This is a genomic window from Nocardia paucivorans NBRC 100373 (genome assembly GCF_000308675.1).
Lineage (GTDB): Bacteria > Actinomycetota > Actinomycetes > Mycobacteriales > Mycobacteriaceae > Nocardia > Nocardia paucivorans.
In genome coordinates, this window is the sequence record NZ_BAGE01000058.1 from 64,198 (window position 1) to 84,790 (window position 20,593).

The following is a 20,593-nucleotide window of genomic DNA, read 5'->3' on the forward strand; positions in this document are numbered from 1 at the left end:
CCACCCCGCCACGACGCCGAGAACCTTCGCCGCCCGGATGATTCGAGCCCGCGAATACGCCGCGCGGCACGGCCCCGAAAGGGCCGTGCCGCGCGATTGTCCCTGTCAGCGGGAGACGGTCAGGTCGTAGACCTGGACTCCGTCCACCTCCTTGGCGATGAAGTTCTCCTGCACCCACTTGGTGATCCGGCTGCTTTCCGACTCACCGCCACGCCGGCCACCCCATCCTCCGCCGAGGAAGTAGTGGATTCGACCCGCGGCGACATATTCCTGGAACTGCGCCAGGGTGGGTGAGGGGTCGCTGCCGTTGAACCCGCCGATCGGCATAACCGGTAATTCGGTGGCCAGCTGATATCCGGCGGCGCTGTTGGAGCCGACCGATGCGGCTGCCCAGGTGTAGGCGTCGCTGTTCTCCTCGAGCATGGCCACCAGTGCCTCACTCGGTTCGCTCGCGGCCATGAACCCTCCGGGTCCACCGCGCCTGCCTTCGCCGGGAGCGCGGCCGAACGCGCGCTGCCCGTCCGGCGGTCCAGGAACGGGACCGAAACCGTTCGGCGCACCGGGTGCAGGACCGTCCGTTCCCGGCGGAAACCCCGGCCCCGGCATCCCGTTGCGGAACCCTTCGGGCCCCCCCGGGGGCATACCACCTGGTCCACCAGTTCTGCCCAGGAAGACGCCTCGAACGCTCGGGCCCGCGGACGGAATCGGTCCCTGATGCGGGGTATTCAGCGTCTGCACCGTGTAGGCCACCGGACCCGCCAATGCGACCGCTCCGGAGAGCAGGGCCGCCACCGCCGCCGGTTTCGTCGACAGCGGCAGCAGGATCGCGACGGTCGTGAGTATCCCGCCCACCAGGACGACCCAGCGCAACCACGGCAGGAATTCCGCACTGCGCGACAACAACATCCATGCGGTGGCGGTGGTGAGACCCACGGCGAGGGCCCCGAAGAACCGCACCCACCACCGGGACCTGTCGCGCCACCACAGCACGGCGCCCATACCCACCAGCGCCGCGATCGCAGGAGCCAGGGCCACGGTGTAGTACTGGTGGAAGATTCCGGCCATGAAGCTGAACACCAGCCCGGTCACCAACAGCCATCCGCCCCACAGAATCAGCGCGGCCCGCCGGCCGTCGGTGCGATCGACGCGACCGCGCACCAACAGACCGGTGACCAGCGCCACCAGGGCGGCGGGAATGAGCCAGGCGATCTGCCCGCCTTGGGCCGGCTCGAACATGCGGGTGATCCCGGTATGCCCCCACATCCCGTTCCCGCCGGGCGGTAGTTCACCGCGGGGGCCGACGCTGCCGGTTTCGTTGCCGTTCAGTCGGCCGAGCCCGTTGTAGCCGAGGGTCAGTTCGATGATCGAATTGTGCTGCGAGCCGCCGATCCACGGCCGCGACGCGGCCGGCCACAGTTCCACGGTGAGCAACCACCAACCGGCCGAAACCACCATGGCGGCCCCGGCGGCGAACAGTTGCGCAATACGTTTACCGAGTTTCGGCGGACCGGCGAGCAGATAGGTGAGGGCAAGCGGCGGAACCACCAACAGCACCTGTAGTTGTTTGGCCAGGAAACCGAAACCGATGAACACCCCGGTGAGCACCAGCCACCGCCATCGACCGTCCGCTACCGCCCGTAGCAGGGCCCACACGGCGGCCACCATGAGGAACACCAGCAGCGCGTCGGGATTGTTGAACCGGAACATCAGCGCCGCGACCGGTGTCACAGCCAATACCGCCCCGGCGATCAGCGCAGCCGCGGGACCGAAGGACCGTCGCACCGTGACCCAGAGCAGCGCCACGGTGCCCACCCCGAGCAATACCTGGGGCACCAGAATGCTCCAGGTATTCAACCCGAACAACCGCACCGACAACTCCATCACCCACAACGAGGCGGGCGCTTTGTCCACCGTGATCGAGTTCGCGGCGTCGGAGGAACCGAAGAAGAATGCCTTCCACGAACGCGATCCGGCCTGAATCGCGGCCGAATAGAAGGAGTTGGACCAGCCGTTCACGCCGAGGTTGTAGAGGTAGGACAGTCCGGTCGCGAGCAACAGCGCCGCCAAGGCCGGATACTCCCAACGGTTCCGGGACCCGGGAGCGGATTCGGACGCCACGGCCACGTTCGGCGGCACGGTGTCGACGGAGGACGCGGTTACGGTCATCGGCTCACTTTCGGCGAAACGGTCGGCTCGTCGGTGCGGCAGTGCGGGTCGCGGAACACCCAGCGCAGGCCGACGAAACGCAGCAGAGTTGCGACCAGGTTCGCCACGACCAGCACGGAGAGTTCGAGTTGGACGGGCGCGCTCGGCGCCCAGCGGTGTAGTGCGAACAGCGAGCCACTGGTGATCAGCAGCCCGAACGCGAAGATCACCAGTCCCTGGAATTGATGCGAGGCCATACCGGTCGTCCCCCGCACCCCGAAGGTGAACGCCCGGTTGGCGGCGGTATTGCCGATCGCGGTGAGCAGCAGGGCGCAGAAATTCGCGCCCTGGGCGCCGACCACCGGTTGTAACAGCAGGTAGAGCAGCATATAGGCCAGGGTGGAGGCGACACCGACAATGGCGAACCGCACCAGCTGACCCACCATGCCCAGCGGTACGCCCGGCACCAGCGGCTCCCGCCCCACCGCGCGCCGCAACTCGGCCAACGGCAGTTCACCGGTGGCGAGTGAGCGGGCCAACCGCCAGATGCCCAGCAGATCCTTGCAAGCGGTGTCGACGATATCCACCCGACTGTCCGGATCGTCGATCCAGTCCACCGGCACCTCGTGAATGCGGAGACCGGCGCGTTCGGCGATCACCAGCAGCTCGGTGTCGAAGAACCATTCGCCGTCGCGGACCAGCGGCAGCAGCTTGCGCGCCACATCGGCGCGGATGGCTTTGAAACCGCATTGGGCGTCGGAGAACTTCGCGCGCAGCGAGGCCTTCAACAGCAGGTTGTAGCCGCGGGAGATGATCTCGCGTTTGGGTCCGCGCACCACCCGGGAAGCGGAGTCCAGTCGGGTGCCGATCGCCAGATCGGAATGACCGGACACCAACGGCGCCACCAGCGGCAGCAGCGCGTTCAGATCGGTGGACAGGTCGACATCCATATAGGAGACCACCTGCGCGTCCGAATGCTGCCACGCCTCGCGGAGGGCGCGACCGCGACCCTTGCGATCCAGGTGCACCACCCGGACGCCGTCGAGTTCATCGGCGAGCAGGTGGGCGACCTGGAGGGTGGCGTCGGTACTCGCATTGTCGGCGATGGTGATCCGCGCCGGGAACGGGAAGCCGTCCCGTAGGTATTCGTGTAGTCGACGCACACAGACACCGAGGTCGGCTTCCTCGTTGTACACGGGCACGACCACATCCAGCACCGGTGGGGCCGATGAGGTTTCCGAGGGCTCCGCCGTGTCGGCAACGGCCACGATATCGGTCATACAACCACGTTCGGATACATAGCCGGCGTGGGCCTCCGAGAAGACTGTGAGGTTCCTGGGAACCGTACCCGTCCCGGCACGGGCCCACGGCGGTCGCCGTATATCTCGTTATGGGTGCGGAACTCTCATGGCCACCCCTCGTCTCGTTCGGACCACCACGATCCGGGTCGGCGCCGGCGGAGGTAGGCCCGGCACCACCATTCGGGTGCACCTCGGCCGTCCATCCGATACGGCGCGCTGTCGCGGCCACACGAACCTCGTTGTTCTCGTCTACCGCGCCGTTGCGGTATGCGGTGTTCGCGACATGCTCAGTATGCCCGCTACCACCGACAGGAAACCGTCAGTGAAGCCGCCACAGCGGAGATACCGGACCGTGGCCTTTCCCCAGGTCGTAGGAGGCTTCCAGACAACGTCGGGTCCATTCCTTGGCGAACTCGAAGGCATCCGGCACCGAGTACCCGTGGGCCAGTGCGCACGCCAGGGCGGCGGCCAGGGTATCCCCACCGCCGTGATCGTTTCCGGTTTCGATGCGCGGGGCGGCGAACTCCAGAAAACGTTCCCCGTCGAACAGCAGGTCGGTGCTGGTGGCCGCGGACCGCAGATGCCCGCCCTTGACCACCACCCACCGCGGTCCCAATGCGTGCAGCGCCTCGGCGGCCTGCCGCGCGGAGGCGTCGTCGACGACCTGCACCCCGGTGAGCAGGCGTACCTCGTCCAGATTCGGGGTGACGATCGTGGCCAGGGGGAACAGAGTGTTGCGTAGCGCGTCGAGCGCCTCGATATGCAGGAGCGGGTCCCCGTGCATGGAGGCCGCGACCGGGTCCACCACCAACGGCACCTCGGCGTCCCGTCCGATCCCGACCTCCCGGCACACCTGTGCGACGGCCTCGATGATCGCGGTCGAGGCCAACATGCCGGTCTTGGCCGCGCCCACGCCGATATCCTCGGCAACCGAACGCACCTGATCCGCCACCACCTGCGGGGGGATCTCGTGGAAACCGGAGACCCCTACCGTGTTCTGCACGGTCACCGCGGCCACCGCCACCAGGGCGTGTACCCCGCACAGAGCCATGGTCCGGGTATCGGCCTGAATTCCGGCCCCGCCCCCGGAGTCGGTCCCGGCAATGGTGAGCGCCCGAACCGGCGTTCGACCGGGGGGCGGTAACGGCAGGAACTTCACGGCGTCACACTACGTGTTCCCCGAGGTACCGCGGATGCCCAGGTCACCCTTCCTCTTTATCGGGCGGTCAGTTGCCGGTGACCGTGACCGGCCGACCGTACCGGGGCTGTACCGGCCGGTTGCTGTGCGGGAAGAGGGCGCGGTATCGATCCACCTCGGAGCCGGCGACCGACATCGGGTGACGCAATACCGTCCACGTCACCCCTTCGCTGCACGGCGGGGTGGTCAGCGAGCCCTCGTACCGGAACTGCGCGCGGTTGGCGGGCAGGAGGACGCGCAGGTCCAGCGGTCCGGTGCGGACGCTCGCGCCGAGTTCGGCCGGCGGATCGGTGAGCAGGGACGCGAAGGGAGAGCGGCCGCCGTCCGGTTGCAGCAGGATCGCCAATACCGCGAGGGCTCCTCCGGGACCGGTGTGCACCAGATGCAATTCCATTGCCGCACCCGCACCGTCGATCGTGTGCTCGGAAGGGGTATGGAAATGGAATTGGGTCAGCTCGTACGGGCGGCCGGCGATCAGAATTCGATTACCGTTTCCGGCGGGAACATTCGCTTGTACGGTATGTCCGTTATTGGTTGTTTCCACCGTTTCCAGCACGCCGTATTCGATATCGATGTGATCGTCGGGGTGTAATTCGGTGTGGGCGGGCAGATCGATCGGTGACTGGGCGTGGCCGCCGGCACATGTCCGGTAGCTCTGATCCAACTCGGCCCAGTGCGCCGGCCCTTCGGCGTCGTAATCCCAGTGCGGAGCATTGCTCCGGAGCGCGACACCGTGCTCGCGATGTCCGGCGAACGCGAAGGTGCCACCGCCGATCGCCGCCGCGGCGAGAGCGGTCAGCGCCCGACGACGAGTGAACACCGTCCGCGCGAGCGAGGTGTGATCCGGCACGAGCGCCTCCTTGGCGACAGCAATCCGAGCGGTCTCGAAAAAATTGCGGTGGAATTCCACCCGGAAATATCGGCGGCGCGCCGATGATCGGCGAACGCGTCGAATGTCCGATTTGTCGCTAATTCTTTGTTTTCCAACGGATTTTGGTCAGCGAGAACAATAAGCCGCGGTTTCCGGCCGGACCAGAGGCGAGAACTGTGAACCGCACCATAGGCCGGAGGAGGGGCCCGGGGCCACGGTTGCGCCGCGCCGACCGCGCCACACCTGGACAATACCGATGAGCAGGGCCGACAGGACCGAGGAACCGGCTGTTTCGCCCATCCTCGGGCAGGACGGGGGCGGGGCGGGTATGGTCGGCTGCGGAAAAATTCACATGCCAACGGGGGCTCGCACCAGCGGGCTGAGAGGACGGCTAGCCCATTCCGCGGGCGGATCAGGGCCGTCGACCGTATGAACCTGACCGGGTAATGCCGGCGTAGGGAGGAACTATGACGACCGCACCCGTCGACACCGTCACCACGGGACCGATCGAGGGCAGTGTCAAGCACTACCACGAGGTGGACGGCCTGCGCATTCCGGTGCGCCGGATCAACCTCACCAATGGCGAGCACTTCGACGTCTACGACACCTCGGGCCCGTACACCGACGAGACGGCGACCATAGACCTGGAGGCGGGTCTGCCGAAATTGCGCGACGGTTGGGCCAAGCCGGACATCGAGGAGCCGCGCACCCAATTGGCCTGGGCGCGAGCCGGTGTCATCACCCCGGAGATGCGGTTCATCGCCGCCCGGGAAGGGATGGACGCCGAAGTGGTGCGGGCGGAGGTCGCGGCCGGGCGCGCCGTGATCCCGGCCAATCACAAGCACCCGGAGCTGGAGCCGACCATTATCGGCAAGAAGTTCCTGGTGAAGATCAATGCCAATATCGGTAATTCGGCGGTCTCGTCCTCCATCGCGGAGGAAGTGGAGAAGATGGTGTGGGCGACCCGCTGGGGCGCCGACACCATCATGGACCTTTCCACCGGCAAGAACATCCACGAAACCCGGGAGTGGATCCTGCGCAACTCCCCGGTCCCGGTGGGCACGGTGCCGATCTACCAGGCGTTGGAGAAGGTGAACGGCGATCCCACCAAGCTCACCTGGGAGATCTACCGCGATACGGTGATCGAACAGTGCGAACAGGGCGTGGACTATATGACCGTGCACGCCGGTGTGCTGCTGCGGTATGTGCCGCTCACCGCCAAACGTGTCACCGGCATCGTCTCCCGCGGCGGTTCCATCATGGCCGCCTGGTGCCTGGCCCACCACAAGGAATCGTTCCTCTACACCCATTTCGAGGAACTGTGCGAGATCCTGGCCCGCTACGACGTCACCTTCTCCCTCGGCGACGGCCTGCGTCCGGGTTCCATCGCCGACGCCAACGACGAAGCGCAGTTCGCCGAACTGCGCACCCTCGGCGAACTGACCAAAGTCGCGAAATCCCATGGCGTGCAGGTGATGATCGAAGGCCCCGGCCATGTGCCCATGCACAAGATCGTGGAGAACGTTCGCCTGGAAGAAGAACTGTGCGAGGAGGCGCCGTTCTACACCCTCGGCCCGCTGGCCACCGATATCGCCCCCGCCTACGACCACATCACCTCCGCCATCGGAGCGGCCATCATCGCCCAGGCCGGCACCGCCATGCTGTGCTACGTCACCCCGAAGGAGCACCTCGGCCTGCCCAACCGCGACGACGTGAAAACCGGTGTGATCACCTACAAGATCGCCGCCCACGCCGCCGACCTGGCCAAGGGACACCCACACGCCCAACGCCGCGATGACGCGTTGTCCAAGGCGCGTTTCGAATTCCGCTGGCGCGACCAGTTCGCCCTCTCCCTCGACCCGGACACCGCCCGCGAATACCACGACGAGACACTGCCCGCGGAGCCGGCGAAGACCGCGCACTTCTGCTCGATGTGCGGGCCGAAGTTCTGCTCCATGCGTATCTCGGCGGATGTGCGCGAGTACGCGGAAAAGCACCAGTTGACCGAGGTGGATGCCATCGAGGCGGGAATGGCGGAGAAATCCGCGGAATTCACCCGATCCGGGGGGCAGGTGTATCTGCCGGTGGTGTCGTAGCCGGGTAAACGGCTCGACTTCGGTGAACCCCAGCCGATCCGCGGGGCCACGGTTGGCCGTCGATCGGGGCCCCGCGCGGGTCGGTGACGCGCGCGCAGCCCCGATCCCGGACTCAACCGCCCTGGTCGTCGAACCGCCGGCGGGTCGCCCCGCCCGGGTCGACGGTGGACAGGGCCGTCGCGGTATGCGGGGTGAGACGGTAGACGTGCCACGGTGGCGGACCCGCGGAAGGGGCGCTGAAGTCGGCCGGTGAGCGCCTGCCCCGTCTCGTCCACCCGCGCCGGCCAACCGTCGGCGGCCCAGCGGGCGGCCATATCGGCGACCGTCACCGGATCGGCGACCAGGGTGGCGACTCCTTCGACGATCAGGTCGAACTCGTGGGTGGCGATACCGAGTGAGCACCGCGAATTCATGGGCACCACGCCATCGTTGGCCACCGCGTACAGCCTCGGCACGCTGGGTGTCGCGTCGACTCGCGCTTCGGGGGATCGGACGTTACGTTTCCCGGTCGGCCTGCCGCAGCGCGCGGGCCGTCGCCGCGTCGGCCGGATAGAACGCTTCGATGTGCAGTTCGTCGACCGTGACATCGGTGGCCGACATCGCCGAGGTGGTGACTCCGAAGAACGACAGCCTCGCCGTCCCGATATCGAGCTGAAGCGGTATCACCACGTCGGCTCGGGCCGGAACGGTGTCGGCTCGACACGGATAGGCCGACACCTCGTCGAGCAGGGCCTTCAACCGCAGGTCCCCGGTGTTTTCCAGCCGGCTGCGCACCTGACTCAGCAGATGCCCGCGCCATTGGCCGAGATTGCGGATCCGTGGGGCCAAACCGCGCGGGTGCAGTGTGATCCGGATGGCGTTGACCGGAGGTTCGAGCAGTTCCGGGGCGCAGCCGTCGAGCAGCACATCGGTGGCGGCATTGCGGTCGACCACATCCCAGCATCGGTCCAACACGAGAGCCGGGTGGGGTAGGTGCGCGTCGAGCAGCGTCCGGAAGGCGTCCATCACCGAACGCAGCTCCGGTGCGTCCACCTCGCGCCGGCCGTAGCTCGGCGCGTATCCGGCGGCGAGCAGCAGTTCGTTGCGCTCGCGCAGTGGCACGTCCAGATGTCCGGCCAGTCGTTCCACCATCTCCCGAGTGGGTTGCGAGCGGCCGGTCTCCACGAAACTGAGGTGCCGGGTCGACACCGCTGCCCGCGAAGCGAGCTGCAGCTGACTCAACCGGCGTCGTTCTCGCCAGGATCGCAGCAACTCACCGACCGAGGGAGCGGTATCCGAGATCACCACGGTGGAAATCGTAACCGGACCGGTAACCGATGCCATTACCTCCGAGGTAATCGTCTGCGCGACCGATCTCGGTGATGCTGATGCCACCCGATCCACCCGACCTCGAAAGGGATTGTGATGAACGACGTTGTCGCCACCTACCTGCGGACCTGGAACACCACCAACGCAACCGCCCGGGCCGAGCTACTGGCCCGCCACTGGGCACCGGAGGCGTCCTACACCGATCCGCTCGCCGAGGCCGTCGGCCGCGAGGCGATCGGTGCGACCATCGGCGCCGTGCACGAACAGTTCCCGGGATTCGTTTTCACCCCCGTCGGCGAGCCGGACACCCATCACCGGCAGGTCCGGTTCCAATGGGGTCTGGGGCCGGCGGACAGTGAGCCGGTGATCATCGGCTTCGATGTGCTGGTCACCGACGAGCAGGGCCGGATCGATACGGTGCTGGGCTTCCTGGACAAGGTGCCCGGCTGAGCATCGAAGTCGGGTGGTGTCCGAATGGCATCGGGCACCACCCGAAGGTGCTCCGAAGCCGACCCGGCGGTCGTAGCCGATCGGGCCGTCGACGACCACACCTTCGCATCCGTCCGGCGAAATCAACCGATCGGCGGCCGATAGATGCTGCCGGAAGCGTCGGGCACCAAACCGGTGATATCGATGAAATCGCTCGGTCGATGTTCCGGCGTCATGACGCTCACGCCCTTGAACTCGGCATCCACCACCACCCGCAGCCGGTCGATATCGACCCACAGATCATCGTCCACCTTGACCCGATCCACCTCGCACTCGGCCAGGTCGAGCGCGAATCGCACCGTCGTACCGTCCTGGTGCAGCGCCTGGATGCGCACATACTCGAAGTAGCTGTGTTCGCCGTCGAAGACATAGGCCTCGATCGGCATGCCGAACTCGTTGCATTCGACCTGCACTCCGGCGAATTCCCGCCACGACGGCACGGTGAACGGAATCGCCTCGATCTGAAATTCCACCCCGGAGCGCTCATCCGGCCAGCCGACGAAGCGGATACTCCAGTGCAGTTCCGCGGCACCGGTATGCCAGTTCTCCGCCAGAACTCCATTCAAACTCGCATTGGGGAGCGGGCCGAATTCCGGGACGGGATGCCACTCACAGGGTGGTGTTTTCATCCGACAAGCATAGAGGTGGGCACGTAATCACAACGGCCACTGCGATATTCGTCATTCGGCATGAGAACACACCACTCACGCCCGTCCCAAGGCCAATGTCACATTGTGGCCGCCGAAGCCGAACGAATTGGTGAGGGCATAGTCGACACGGTGCGGACGGGCCGTTCCGTGAACGATATCGAGATCCACATCGGGATTCTCGAGGTTGAGAGTGGGCGGGACGATCCGGTCGCGCAGGGTGAGCGCGGTGAGGATGGTTTCCAAGGCGCCGACGGCACCGATGGAGTGACCGAGCGCGGACTTGGGCGCATATACCGAGGCGTTCGGGGTGACAGCGGTGACGGCGGCTGCTTCCGAGGCGTCACCGATGGAGGTGGAGGTGGCGTGGGCGTTCACATGCCCGATATCACCGGGGGTGAGACCCGCGGTGGCGATCGCCTTGCGCATGGCCCGGGCCGCACCCTCGCCCGCCGGGTCGGAGGCGACGATGTGGTGGGCGTCGGAGGTGATCCCGGCGCCGAGTATCCGGGCGTGCACGCGGGCGCCGCGGGCACGGGCGTGCCGTTCGGATTCCAGCACCAGCAGAGCTCCGGCCTCACCGAAGACGAAACCGTCCCGGTCGCGGTCGAAAGGCCGCGAGGCGCGTTCGGGCTCGTCGTTGCGGGTGCTCATGGCGCGCATCATGGCGAAACTCGCGATGGGAACCGCGTCGATATGTCCCTCCACCCCGCCCGCCACCACCACATCGGCCTCGCCGTCGGCGATCAGTCGCCATGCCTGCGCAATGGCCTCGGTGCCCGACGAGCAGGCCGACACCGGCGCGAAAGCACCCGCTTTGGCGCCGATTTCGAGGCTGACGGCGGCGGCGGGCCCATTGGGCATGACCATGGGCACCGACATCGGTGACACCTTCCGGTATCCACCCGCGCGCATGGCGTCGACGGCGGCGATCAGCGCGTCACCGCCACCGAGACCGGTGCCGATCGAAACCGCCAGCCGCTGTCCGTCCACCTCCGGCGCACCGGCTTCGGCCCATACGCGGCGGGCGAGGACCAGGGCCAACTGCTCCACATACGAATATCTGCGCTGCTCCACCCGGCTGAGCTGCGCCCCCGGATGCGACTTCAGCTTCCCCCCGATGCGCACCGGCAGGTCGTATTCGGCGACGAAATCGTCGTCGAGGGTCGTGATACCGGTGTGGCCGTCCAACAGCCGCGACCAGGTCAGGTCCATATCGTCGGCCAGCGAGGTGGTGGCCGCATAGGCGGTGACGACCACCGGCACATCGACCCGAGTTTCTGAAGCGATTGTTACAGTCACGGCGTTATGGATACCTGTACCATTCGCTACAGTCAACCCATGGCACGCCCTCTCGACCACACCAAACGCGCCGAACTCCTGGACGCGGTGGTGCGCTATATCGCCGAGCACGGGCTCGCGGACCTGTCCCTGCGCCCGCTGGCCGCCGCGCTCGGCACCAGCTCCCGCATGCTGATCTACTACTTCGGCACCAAAGAGGAACTCCTGGTCCAAGCCCTGAGCAGGCAGCGGCCCGATATCACCGCGGTATTCGCCGATATCACCGATGCCGCGGCCCTGCGAGAACGGCTGTGGGAATTCTGGCGGAACAACACCACCGGGCCCGACGCCATCAGCGTCAAGGTGATGCTCCAGGTGCTCGGCGCGGCTTGCGCCGAGCACGGGCCGTATGCCGGTTACATCCAGGGGGCGATCAATGTGTTCGTCACCGCACTCACCGAGAGATTGCGCGATATCGACGGCATCGACGAACCGGAAATCGTGGCGACCATACTGATCTCCGGGCTACGCGGGATATTGCAGGACCGCATTCTCACCGGCGACACCGAGCGCGCGGACCGCGCCGCCCGCCGCCTCATCGAGCAAACAGTGTGTTGACGGAAGTGCGATATGGGACCACGACAGTTGCCGCCGACACGGAGTGAACCTGCGCGCAGGTCTACCGAGCCAACATCCACGACATCCTCGCGCACTGGCGACAGTACGGAGACAACATCTGAACACGATGCGAGACCGATCGACTCCAACGCCTCGCTTGATCCGGTCGAAGTGGACCGGGGATCAAAACTCCCCGGTGCGCCCGGGTTGCCCGCGCTTGCCGGCGGCGACGGCAGCCTCCAGCGGGGGTTATCGACGTCGATACCGATGTCGACAATCAGGCCGGAAACACACCGAGACCCACGGCCGACAACACAGTCCTGTCGTGGACAGGGGTAGATCACGGCCCCGAACTTCGCCGCGATATCCGGCAACTCCAGGAAGTCGCTTCGGGAAGTCGGAACGGGGAGTGGTCGATGACCGCAGCGCAGACCCGACCGTCCGGCATCATCCCGGATCATCGGCCGCGGTGTCCGTCAGTCGATGCTCTTGACCACCCGGGCGGGCACGCCCGCGACCAGGGTGCGGGCCGGCACGTCACCGGTGACGACCGCACCGGCGGCCACGACCGCGCCGGCACCGATGGTTACCCCCTGCGTGACCACAGCGGCCGTGCCGATCCAGACATCGTCCTCGATCACGATCGGAGCGCTGGTGACGTACTCGCGCCGCTCGGCCAGGGGCAGTGGGTGTCCGCCGGTGATGAGGCTGACCTTCGGGGCGATCATGACGTTGTCGCCGATGCTGATGCCACCGTTGTCCATGAAGGTGCAGCCTTGGTTGACGAAGACATTCCTCCCGAACTTCGTGCCCAGTCCGTACTCGGTGAAGAAGGGCGGGTAGATCGTCACCGACTCCGGCAGCGGGCCGCCGAACACAACCGACAGTAGTTCGGCACGCCCCTCGGTATCGCTGAACGGCAGCACGTTCAGCCGGGAAGTCGCGTCGGTGACCTGCGCTATCCGCTCGGCATAGTCCGCGAACTCGGGCGAACGGACGTACATGACCTGCTTTGTGCGTGTAGACATGCGCTGATCCCAGCACTCCGGCCAAGGATCGATCAAACAACCCCAACGCACCTGGGCACAACTTCTGGTTGTGTCCGTAGGGTAGCGGTGTGGACATCGAAGCGCTGCGCGCCTTCGTGGTCGTTGCCGAGACCGGACTGTTCCAGGCCGCCGCCGACGAACTCGGGATCAGCCAGCAGGCGATCTCCAAGCGGATCATGGGCCTGGAGAAGAACCTCGGGGTCGTGCTGCTGGTACGCACCTCTCGCGGCTCCCGGCCGAGCGTGGACGGGCAGGTCTTCCTGCCGCACGCCAAGAATGTCTTGGCCGCGCTCGAACAGGCAGAACAGGCCGTACGCCCCGGTAGCCGCCCCCTGCGCGTGGACGTCCTCAACCGGCGCATCGCCCCGGCCCAGGCCGTCTACCGCTTCTACCGCTCCTGTCCGGAGGCCGGCCTGGACACAGTCGCTCTCGGCGAGGAAAACGCCGCAGGGGCCGCCCGGGTCGTGATCGAAGGAGCCATCGACGCCACCTTCCGCGCCCTGCCCGCAGAACAGGTTCCGACCGGGATCAGCGCCGAACGCCTCCTGGACGATCCGCTGGAGCTCCTGGTCGGGCCCGGTCATCCATTGGCGGGCAAGAAGTGGGTCCGGCCCGCGGACTTGGCCGGTCACCGCATCTGGATCCCCGGCATCAGGGCCGGTACGGAGTGGGCGCAGTTCTACCGATCGCTCTCGGAGGCATTCGATTTGAGCATCGACGCGCTCGGCCCTCACTTCGGCGACGAAGCTCTCATGGACGTGTTGGCCGACTCCGGTTCGTCGGCGACCCTGGTGGGCAGCAGGGACCGGTACCTATGGCCGGAAAGCTATGGTCTGAGGCGTATACCGCTGCGCGAGCCGACGCCGATTTACCCGCACGTACTGCTCACGCGTACCGGCCACCGGCATCCCGTGTTGACCGAACTGCGCGACCACCTGCGAATCTCGGCACCACGCACCACCGACGACGTATGGGCCCCGGACTGGGTGGCCGGCCGACCTACCGATTCAACGGATGGAAGCCACTTCAGGAAGTCGGAACGAGGAGCGACCGATCACCGGGAATCCTTCCGATAGAACAGGAGAACTCGGTGCCACCATCTTCCACAGCAGATGACCGCAGCACGGACCTGACCGTCCTGCATCGTCCCGGATCACTCGACGGCGCACTGCCCGCGGCGTTCGAGAGGCTGTATCCGCAGGTGGTCGACGAGAACGAACGCGATCGGTTCTTCTGCGTGTTGTGTTACCCGGCAAAGGAATCGGCCGATGTGCACGGGAGCGTTCCGGTCGACACCCGGGACGAGCCGGTCACCGAACCTGAAACGCCAGGAAAGTCGACATATATCCGAAACCGTTTCTCCACTACCAACCGGTTCCCGAAGATCTCCGCAGAATTTACGGGGACGAACCCGCCGATCCGCGAGTACAACTTCCGGGAGCCTCTCCCACGGTGCAGTGGATCGAATGCGCTGCTTCGTCAGGCATCCGAGATATCGGGCACGGTCACCGAGGAAGTGAATGGGAAATACGTCTCGGTGAGTTGCTCGGAGACGCACCAGAGCCGCTCAGCGGTGGCGGGATCTTTCGCTGCGGCCGACGGCTCGGTGATCACAGCCGGTCCACGGACACCACCGAAGCGACCGGGGCCGACGAAGCCTGCGGCGGGGATGTCGCCGGTTGCCGCTGGTGATCCGGAAACCGGTGGAGGCCATACCGGATGCGCCGCGGCTGCGATCACCGGTGACCCGACCGCGGGCAGCCGGCGCTACAACTCGACGGTGAACAGCAGATTCGCCGGCTTGGACTGTCCATGGACGAGGAGCGGTTTGTACGGCCGTTCCTCCCACTGGAGGCCGTCGAAATCGATGTGCGCGATGCGGTGCGCGTCGGAGGAGACGGTCACCACGCGGCTCGTGACCCGGTCCAGCAGTAGGTTCGTCAGTGCGAAGTGCCCGAGATGGTGGACCCCGAATTGGAGTTCGAAACCCTCCGTCGTGTGCCGCAACGAGTCGGTCATCGTGCCGGCGTTGTTGACGAGAATGTCCACCGCGCTGTCGATACCGGCGGCGAAGTCGCGAATCGACTCCAGCGAAGCGAGATCGAGTGGACGAACTTCGACCGCACCGCTCATCTCGGCAGCGGCGGCGTGGCCCTTGTCCTGGTCTCTGACGGCGAGGATGAGCCGCGCCCCCTTGGCGACCAGTGCGGCGGCCGCGGCACGGCCGATCCCGCTATCGGCACCGGTGATGATAATGGTGCGGCCGGTTTGGTCCGGTATCCGCGCAGGTGAAGCGGGTATGCGCACGAAGCCGATGTATCCGCCGACATTGCAACAGCGATTCGCGACAAAGGAGACCTCGAACTGTCGGTGCGTAAGCGGCCACCACCTCGGCGTGACCAGTCTGTGCTACGCCGCTACTTCAGGAGGTGCTGCGATACTCCTCTTCGAAAGCCCTCAATTCGTCGAAGGATTCACTCTGCCGTCCCAGCCGGTTACGTTGGTACGTCAGTACATCCTTGCCGTAGAGGCGAGTGTTCGGACCACCCTATGAGCCGGGAGCGCACCTCCTCGAAGATGGTGTGATGAAGCCACCCGAGGTCACTGCCATTCGGGAGGGACAAGGTAACGGTAAGGATGCGCCGGATGAGAAGTACATGCTCGGTGACTGTCGGTATTCTCCGGTGAGGGTATGTCAGCCCGTACCGGTCGAGCCGGCCTGCCGGATACCGGAGGTGAACTCCGCCCATACCGCCGGCTCGAATACCAGCGCCGGCCCAGATGGATCCTTGGAATCGCTAACGCCGATCCTTCCATCGCGTAACCACGCTACCTCGACACAATCGGTTCGACCACCACTATGGCTGCTCTTGAACCGTATTGCTCCGGCGAAATCAGTGCTCACACCGCATAACTCCTCATGACCTGCCTCAGCAGGTTCCGCCCGGTGGCGCGGCCCACATCGAGACCAGGTCATACCTGGCCGGCAATCCCTTTTCGATCCGTATACTCGCCGAATCCACAATCATGGATCAGCGCGGTTCCACCATCCTGCCGATGCAGCGCAAACCCCGGGATCAGCTGTTAACCCGTGGTCCACAACCAGGTGATGAGCCAGAGCGGCCGTCTCCTGGCAGGCTATACGGCGCAGCCATTTCCGTCCGGACGGAACGATCGCTCAAGCGGAGGCAAGACCCCCCGACCGGATATCTTTCGTGAAGGCATCCCAAACTTCAGGAGCGAAGATCAACGCAGCGGCCGCCTTGTTCTTCGAATCCCGGACTCCGACATAGCCTTCGTTCAGCCATGCCACTTCGACACAGGCGCTCTGGCTACCGCTGTGTGTGCTCTTGAACCAAGATGCTCCGGATAGGTCAACGCTTGTCACGTTCAATCTCCCTTGTGGCCCGGCGAATCAACTCCCGGGTCTGACTTTCATCCAACGATGCGCTTCTGATTGCAGAAGCAAGCTCACTATAAATCCGCACTTCGGCAGGCTTCTCCAGATAAACGTCCTGCGCTGGTCCACCTTCCATGAAAACGATAGGAGGTTCTACAGGTTCGCCACGTCCACCCTCGCAGAACGACAGGATTGTGAACATACCGTGGGGCATACCCCACGTCAGGCCGGCGGTGTATGGGTGAATCCGCAGAATGACATTGTCACGTTTGGAGATCTCGGCCAAATGCCGTAGCTGCGCTGACATGATCCTCGGGCCACCCACCATCCGATACAGCGCCGACTCATGAAGTAGGACTTCCAACCTGACCGGGTTCGTCTTCCGGGTGACAATTGCTTGCCGCTTCAATCGATGCTCAACACGACGTTCGACGTCATCCCTACTGGTGAAACCGGGATAAGCGCCGATGATGGCCCGTGCATACTCCGGGGTTTGCAACAGGCCGGGAACATGCTCGTGATAGGTAAGCTGTTGCTGCGCCGCAGCTTCGAGACCGACGTACATGTTGTAGGCGTCGGAGTACAAACCGCCATAAGCGTGGTACCAGCTCTGTGCCCTGGCCAGTACCGCCAGGTCGATCGCAGCACGTGTGTCCTTGGCGCTCACGCCATACAACTCACACAGCGCACGGACATCTTGTTTACGAACCTTCTGCGTCTGACCCGACTCCACCCGCTGTAACGCCGACGCCGACAAATCCACCAGTTTGGCCGCAGCGGCGATGGTGAAACCGTTGGCCTCACGCCGGTCGCGAAGGAACCGACCGAGTTGACGCCTCGGCAGCGTCGATGTCGGCACAGCATCTACATCGTCTTCCCGCCCTGTCACGTTGAACCCCCTTGTTGCGGAATCGAATCAGATCAGTCACGCAATCGGGTCCGTTGTACACCATTTCTGGTTTTCTTCGTGGGGTTTCAAGCGAATTTGGATCGGATAACCGATTGGGCTTGGACCAGCGCATATGCCGTGGTGTCCTGGGGGCAGGCGTTCGGGTGACATCACCGGCCGCGGCGGAGCAACCGTCTTCCCGGCCCCACGGTCGATGACCACGTTCGACGGTCGCGCCTCGTGGCCGAATGCCGTTCAGCGCTCACCCACCACAGGTTTCGGGAGGAACCATGTCGTACTCGCATGCCCATGAACCCCCGGCGGATACCGGACCCGCCGCCATCGGATTCGTTCGACTCGAGCTCTCCACCCATCACGCGCCACGTCACACTGACGAAATTCGGCGGCATGCCCGCGAATCCGGCTACCGCTACCTCTATACCGTGCGCCCGCCGGTCGACGAACCGAACCCGCTCACCTACGTTCGCGCCCGCGCCACCGAACTCGGCGCCCAGGTGATCATCGCCTACGACCTCGGTCAGGTGAACAACCAGCCCCGACTTCTCTGCGATCTGGGATACCGATTGGAAACCGTTTGCCCCCACACGGTTTGGGCTCCCAGCCTCCCACTGGACAAAACGGAGGCCACCTCGATATGAGCGTCTGGAACGCATTGTCCACAATCCTGCTCACCGTTTCCCTGTCCGGATTCGCGGCGCTCGTCCTCGGGTGTGTGTGGCCCGTCGACCCGCCGCCGAGAGCAACTTCCCACACACGAACGGAACGGTCCCGGCGCAAGCGCACGCCGGCCCCCACAACGGACTGGACCTGCGCCCTGCCCGGGGTGCCATTGAGCATCGATGACGCCCACAACGCCATGCGCCGCCATCGCGGCCACGACTGCCCCCGCGAACGCGTCGCCTACGCCACGCTCGCCGCGCACGGTTGCCTCGGTCCCCGTCCCGTCCGCCGACCCTACCGACAGAAAGCCCTGCCATGAATCATGTCGTCGTCACCGGCGCCGCCGGATTTCTCGGCTCGCACCTGTGTCGCGCCCTGCTCGACCGCGGCGACCGGGTCACCGCCATCGATAATTTCAGCACCGGCCGCACCGCCACCATCGCTTCTCTCCTGGGACGGCCCGGTTTCACCCTCCGCACTGCGGATATCACAAGGCTCGGCGCCTTCGCCGACCTCGATCGGGTCACCCATATCGCGCATCTCGCCCGCCCGGGCAGTCCCGTCGCCGCCGTCCGGCAACCGGAGGCGGCGCTACGGGCGGCGTCCACGGGCACCCTGGCGGCTCTCGACCTCGCCGCCGCGCACAATGCCCGTATCGTCATTGCCTCCGGTACGAGCGCCCGTCCTCGTTCCTCGCATCCGAGCCGCCGTTGGGTCACGGCGGCGAGTGTGCACGCGGCAGGTAACCACCTCACCGAATCCGCGGCCCGCTACTACCGAAACGCCAATATCGGGATCGTGCGACCGTTCGAGGTGTACGGGCCCCACCTGTGGCCGGACGACGGGCGGGTCACCGCGCTGATCTGCGCGGCGGCACTGCACGGACGAACGATGCGTCTCGGTGATCGGGACCGCCGCGCATTCGTCTATGTCGGTGACACGGTCGACGCTGTGCTCGCCCTGCTCGATACCGACACGCCCGGTCCCATCGATCTCGCCGGGCCCGCCGTACCACTTGTCGAATTCGCCCGTATCGTCTTCGAGCTCACCGGCCGGGGCCGGCTCGAAACCACATCCACGACAACCGCCGAAACCATTGCTGCATCCACCGGTGTCACGCGGACCTGCGCTTGGTTCGGTCGCCGACCTCGCACGGAGTTACCCGCCGGCCTGCGCCATACCCTCGACTGGATGAGCACCGTCCTCACTCGGTCGAATACCGTTCGACACCGCCGGGCATAAGCGGACAGGGTGCCACCACATGCAATACCCGGCGCTGCGGCAGAGACCGCGCCGGCAGGTGGACGAACTGTGTCGATTCGAATCAAAGGCCGGTATCGAGTGTGGACAGATAGGATCCGGGCGCCGGGAGGAGGCGCCGACCGTTGAGCAGGACACGGACCCCGATACGTCCGGTGGGAGTGGTGTGGGGAGCCTCGACAGCAATCGATGTGTTCACCGGAAGCGCAAGGAACTGGGTGGCGAACGGCATTGATTCCGACAGGTCCCGGATACTTCGCGCGGACCACTCCCCATGGTCGTGATCACGCAGGCAGCACACCATCCAGCCGGATGAGGCCGGATCGCCGGTTTCCCCGCGGGTGAGTAGCAGCGCGGAAATCGTTTCGTCCACGCATTCGGCGACGGCCGCATACCGGTCCTCGGTCGGAAAATCCAACCGGTGGGTCAGGCCGAGGCCTGCCGCGACTTCTTTCTGATACCACAGATCGCGCAGGGTCTGCTCGACGTGCTCCTCCCATCGGTCGGTGTCGACGCGTTCCAGTAGCCCCAGCATCCCGTCGGGTCGTTCGACGATGCGCAGGATTCGTCCGCCGATCCGGACCGTTTGGCCCGGTTCGAAACGAGTTCCCGCGGCAAGGGAATCCTGCAGATCGTCCAGAATCAACTCCACCAGTGATTCCGATATGCCCGGTATGACCGGCTCGGTGATTCGGGCGACGATCTCGGGATGCCCGTGTTGATTGCCGATCGTCGTGCGATACAGGCCTTCTCCGAACCGGTGGATCGCAAAACTCGCCCCAGGCGTCGTAGCGATCAATGTTTCGATGGATTCGGGTTCCGGGCCGAAACGCATACCGTCGTCCGGGGTCAGCATCGCGCCCTGATAGCTCACACCGGCCACGACACCACCGGTCGCATCACCCCGGAACCGGTCGATGATCACTCCGGTTTCCGGTGGCAGAGCAAGGAATTGAGTGACGAACGGGAGCGACTCCGACACCTGGAACAGGTCCATGGCCGACCATTCCGAATGGTCGTGCTCATCCCCGCAACCGATCGCCCACATACCGTGTTGCGGTGAGTCCGGCCCCAAGCGGGTGAGGCTCAACATCGAGGCTTCGAATGCACACGGTTGCCCGATCGCGATATCGTCCTCGGCGACGGAGTCCGGTTCTTTCGGCAGATCCAGCTTTTCGGCCGCATCGATCTGATACCACACATCGTTCAGCGCCTGATCGACATGTTCTTCCCAGATTTCCGCGCCGACGCGCTCCTCGAGCCCGAGTGTTCGATCAGCGCGTTCGATGATCCGCAGAGACCGCCATCCGATCCCGATTGTCTCCCCGGGCGCGAAACGCATACCTTCCGCCACTGCGTT

Annotated in this window: 21 protein-coding genes; 7 read left to right on the forward strand and 14 right to left on the reverse strand. The window is 65.3% G+C overall.

The window, feature by feature from the left end; genetic code table 11:
• Positions 1 to 105 precede the first annotated feature (105 nt).
• The 4 genes from ON32_RS21905 to ON32_RS21920 form a co-directional block, all read right to left on the reverse strand.
• Complete coding sequence (locus ON32_RS21905) at positions 106 to 2,166, reverse strand: glycosyltransferase family 39 protein (protein WP_040792871.1); 2,061 nt, start codon at positions 2,164 to 2,166, stop codon at positions 106 to 108.
• Entirely contained in the window at positions 2,163 to 3,425 is a 1,263-nt protein-coding gene (locus ON32_RS21910) for a bifunctional glycosyltransferase family 2/GtrA family protein (RefSeq protein ID WP_051133551.1), read from the reverse strand. Before ON32_RS21910 ends, ON32_RS21905 begins: the two co-directional genes overlap by 4 nt.
• A 340-nt stretch (positions 3,426 to 3,765) precedes the next feature.
• Positions 3,766 to 4,605 carry a bifunctional hydroxymethylpyrimidine kinase/phosphomethylpyrimidine kinase gene (thiD, locus tag ON32_RS21915; protein WP_040792872.1) on the reverse strand — a complete coding sequence of 280 codons (840 nt, stop codon included), beginning with the start codon at positions 4,603 to 4,605 and terminating at the stop codon, positions 3,766 to 3,768.
• A 67-nt stretch (positions 4,606 to 4,672) separates the two neighbouring features.
• Positions 4,673 to 5,494, reverse strand: a complete 822-nt coding sequence (locus ON32_RS21920) for a carbonic anhydrase (protein WP_051133571.1) — start codon at positions 5,492 to 5,494, stop codon at positions 4,673 to 4,675.
• A gap of 488 nt (positions 5,495 to 5,982) precedes the next feature.
• On the opposite strand from ON32_RS21920, the gene thiC reads away from it, so the two are divergent.
• On the forward strand, positions 5,983 to 7,611 hold the full coding sequence (thiC, locus tag ON32_RS21925) for a phosphomethylpyrimidine synthase ThiC (RefSeq protein WP_040792873.1): 1,629 nt from the start codon (positions 5,983 to 5,985) through the stop codon (positions 7,609 to 7,611).
• A gap of 495 nt (positions 7,612 to 8,106) precedes the next feature.
• On the opposite strand, the gene ON32_RS21930 is transcribed toward thiC, so the two are convergent.
• On the reverse strand, positions 8,107 to 8,895 hold the full coding sequence (locus ON32_RS21930; protein ID WP_040792959.1) for a helix-turn-helix domain-containing protein: 789 nt from the start codon (positions 8,893 to 8,895) through the stop codon (positions 8,107 to 8,109).
• Between the two features lie 120 nt (positions 8,896 to 9,015).
• Here ON32_RS21930 and ON32_RS21935 point away from each other — a divergent pair, with 120 nt between their 5' ends.
• The gene (locus ON32_RS21935) at positions 9,016 to 9,369 is read left to right on the forward strand and encodes a nuclear transport factor 2 family protein (protein WP_040792874.1); all 354 of its coding nucleotides are present in this window, start codon (positions 9,016 to 9,018) and stop codon (positions 9,367 to 9,369) included.
• A 122-nt stretch (positions 9,370 to 9,491) separates the two neighbouring features.
• Here the strand turns inward: ON32_RS21935 and ON32_RS21940 are convergent, their stop codons facing one another.
• Together ON32_RS21940 and ON32_RS21945 are read right to left on the reverse strand one after the other, a co-directional pair.
• Positions 9,492 to 10,037: a hypothetical protein gene (locus ON32_RS21940; RefSeq protein ID WP_040792875.1), complete on the reverse strand. Its 546-nt coding sequence runs from the start codon at positions 10,035 to 10,037 to the stop codon at positions 9,492 to 9,494.
• A 75-nt stretch (positions 10,038 to 10,112) separates the two neighbouring features.
• Entirely contained in the window at positions 10,113 to 11,357 is a 1,245-nt protein-coding gene (locus ON32_RS21945) for a KasA/KasB family beta-ketoacyl-ACP synthase (RefSeq protein WP_083874706.1), read from the reverse strand.
• A gap of 39 nt (positions 11,358 to 11,396) precedes the next feature.
• Between ON32_RS21945 and ON32_RS21950 the strand changes: the two genes are divergently transcribed.
• The gene (locus ON32_RS21950; RefSeq protein WP_040792961.1) at positions 11,397 to 11,954 is read left to right on the forward strand and encodes a TetR/AcrR family transcriptional regulator; all 558 of its coding nucleotides are present in this window, start codon (positions 11,397 to 11,399) and stop codon (positions 11,952 to 11,954) included.
• 476 nt (positions 11,955 to 12,430) lie between these two features.
• Here ON32_RS21950 and ON32_RS30580 read toward each other — a convergent pair whose 3' ends face one another.
• Positions 12,431 to 12,982: a DapH/DapD/GlmU-related protein gene (locus ON32_RS30580; RefSeq protein WP_217998089.1), complete on the reverse strand. Its 552-nt coding sequence runs from the start codon at positions 12,980 to 12,982 to the stop codon at positions 12,431 to 12,433.
• Between the two features lie 89 nt (positions 12,983 to 13,071).
• Between ON32_RS30580 and ON32_RS21960 the strand changes: the two genes are divergently transcribed.
• Positions 13,072 to 14,079 carry a LysR family transcriptional regulator gene (locus ON32_RS21960; RefSeq protein ID WP_051133552.1) on the forward strand — a complete coding sequence of 336 codons (1,008 nt, stop codon included), beginning with the start codon at positions 13,072 to 13,074 and terminating at the stop codon, positions 14,077 to 14,079.
• A 403-nt stretch (positions 14,080 to 14,482) separates the two neighbouring features.
• Here ON32_RS21960 and ON32_RS30895 read toward each other — a convergent pair whose 3' ends face one another.
• From ON32_RS30895 to ON32_RS21970, 5 genes are all read right to left on the reverse strand, one after another.
• A complete protein-coding gene (locus tag ON32_RS30895; protein WP_373284350.1) occupies positions 14,483 to 14,617 on the reverse strand; it encodes a hypothetical protein in 135 nt (44 codons plus the stop codon).
• Between the two features lie 153 nt (positions 14,618 to 14,770).
• Positions 14,771 to 15,310, reverse strand: a complete 540-nt coding sequence (locus ON32_RS30900) for an SDR family NAD(P)-dependent oxidoreductase (RefSeq protein WP_373284351.1) — start codon at positions 15,308 to 15,310, stop codon at positions 14,771 to 14,773.
• Positions 15,311 to 15,698: 388 nt separating this feature from the next.
• Positions 15,699 to 15,980, reverse strand: a complete 282-nt coding sequence (locus ON32_RS28160; RefSeq protein ID WP_083874707.1) for a DUF397 domain-containing protein — start codon at positions 15,978 to 15,980, stop codon at positions 15,699 to 15,701.
• A gap of 201 nt (positions 15,981 to 16,181) precedes the next feature.
• Positions 16,182 to 16,391, reverse strand: a complete 210-nt coding sequence (locus ON32_RS28165; protein WP_083874708.1) for a DUF397 domain-containing protein — start codon at positions 16,389 to 16,391, stop codon at positions 16,182 to 16,184.
• Positions 16,378 to 17,292 carry a helix-turn-helix domain-containing protein gene (locus tag ON32_RS21970; protein WP_051133553.1) on the reverse strand — a complete coding sequence of 305 codons (915 nt, stop codon included), beginning with the start codon at positions 17,290 to 17,292 and terminating at the stop codon, positions 16,378 to 16,380. Before ON32_RS21970 ends, ON32_RS28165 begins: the two co-directional genes overlap by 14 nt.
• 290 nt (positions 17,293 to 17,582) lie before the next feature.
• On the opposite strand from ON32_RS21970, the gene ON32_RS21975 reads away from it, so the two are divergent.
• From ON32_RS21975 to ON32_RS21980, 3 genes are read left to right on the forward strand one after another with little or no spacing between them, the layout of a single operon-like run.
• Positions 17,583 to 17,951 carry a hypothetical protein gene (locus ON32_RS21975; protein ID WP_157224285.1) on the forward strand — a complete coding sequence of 123 codons (369 nt, stop codon included), beginning with the start codon at positions 17,583 to 17,585 and terminating at the stop codon, positions 17,949 to 17,951.
• The gene (locus ON32_RS29065; protein ID WP_157224286.1) at positions 17,948 to 18,292 is read left to right on the forward strand and encodes a hypothetical protein; all 345 of its coding nucleotides are present in this window, start codon (positions 17,948 to 17,950) and stop codon (positions 18,290 to 18,292) included. Before ON32_RS21975 ends, ON32_RS29065 begins: the two co-directional genes overlap by 4 nt.
• A complete protein-coding gene (locus tag ON32_RS21980) occupies positions 18,289 to 19,215 on the forward strand; it encodes an NAD-dependent epimerase/dehydratase family protein (RefSeq protein WP_051133554.1) in 927 nt (308 codons plus the stop codon). Before ON32_RS29065 ends, ON32_RS21980 begins: the two co-directional genes overlap by 4 nt.
• Positions 19,216 to 19,297: 82 nt before the next feature.
• On the opposite strand, the gene ON32_RS21985 is transcribed toward ON32_RS21980, so the two are convergent.
• Positions 19,298 to 20,575, reverse strand: a complete 1,278-nt coding sequence (locus ON32_RS21985) for an immunity protein Imm33 domain-containing protein (RefSeq protein ID WP_157224287.1) — start codon at positions 20,573 to 20,575, stop codon at positions 19,298 to 19,300.
• Positions 20,576 to 20,593 lie beyond the last annotated feature (18 nt).

Coding starts and splice junctions, on each gene's coding strand:
- ON32_RS21940 (WP_040792875.1), bottom strand. CDS start 10,037: ATGAAAACACCACCCTGTGAGTGGCATCCCGTCCCGGAATTCGGCCCG.
- ON32_RS21975 (WP_157224285.1), top strand. CDS start 17,583: ATGTCGTACTCGCATGCCCATGAACCCCCGGCGGATACCGGACCCGCC.
- ON32_RS30580 (WP_217998089.1), bottom strand. CDS start 12,982: ATGTCTACACGCACAAAGCAGGTCATGTACGTCCGTTCGCCCGAGTTC.
- ON32_RS29065 (WP_157224286.1), top strand. CDS start 17,948: ATGAGCGTCTGGAACGCATTGTCCACAATCCTGCTCACCGTTTCCCTG.
- ON32_RS21905 (WP_040792871.1), bottom strand. CDS start 2,166: ATGACCGTAACCGCGTCCTCCGTCGACACCGTGCCGCCGAACGTGGCC.
- ON32_RS21980 (WP_051133554.1), top strand. CDS start 18,289: ATGAATCATGTCGTCGTCACCGGCGCCGCCGGATTTCTCGGCTCGCAC.
- ON32_RS21935 (WP_040792874.1), top strand. CDS start 9,016: ATGAACGACGTTGTCGCCACCTACCTGCGGACCTGGAACACCACCAAC.
- thiC (WP_040792873.1), top strand. CDS start 5,983: ATGACGACCGCACCCGTCGACACCGTCACCACGGGACCGATCGAGGGC.
- ON32_RS21950 (WP_040792961.1), top strand. CDS start 11,397: ATGGCACGCCCTCTCGACCACACCAAACGCGCCGAACTCCTGGACGCG.
- ON32_RS21985 (WP_157224287.1), bottom strand. CDS start 20,575: ATGCGTTTCGCGCCCGGGGAGACAATCGGGATCGGATGGCGGTCTCTG.
- ON32_RS28160 (WP_083874707.1), bottom strand. CDS start 15,980: ATGACCTGGTCTCGATGTGGGCCGCGCCACCGGGCGGAACCTGCTGAG.
- ON32_RS21910 (WP_051133551.1), bottom strand. CDS start 3,425: ATGACCGATATCGTGGCCGTTGCCGACACGGCGGAGCCCTCGGAAACC.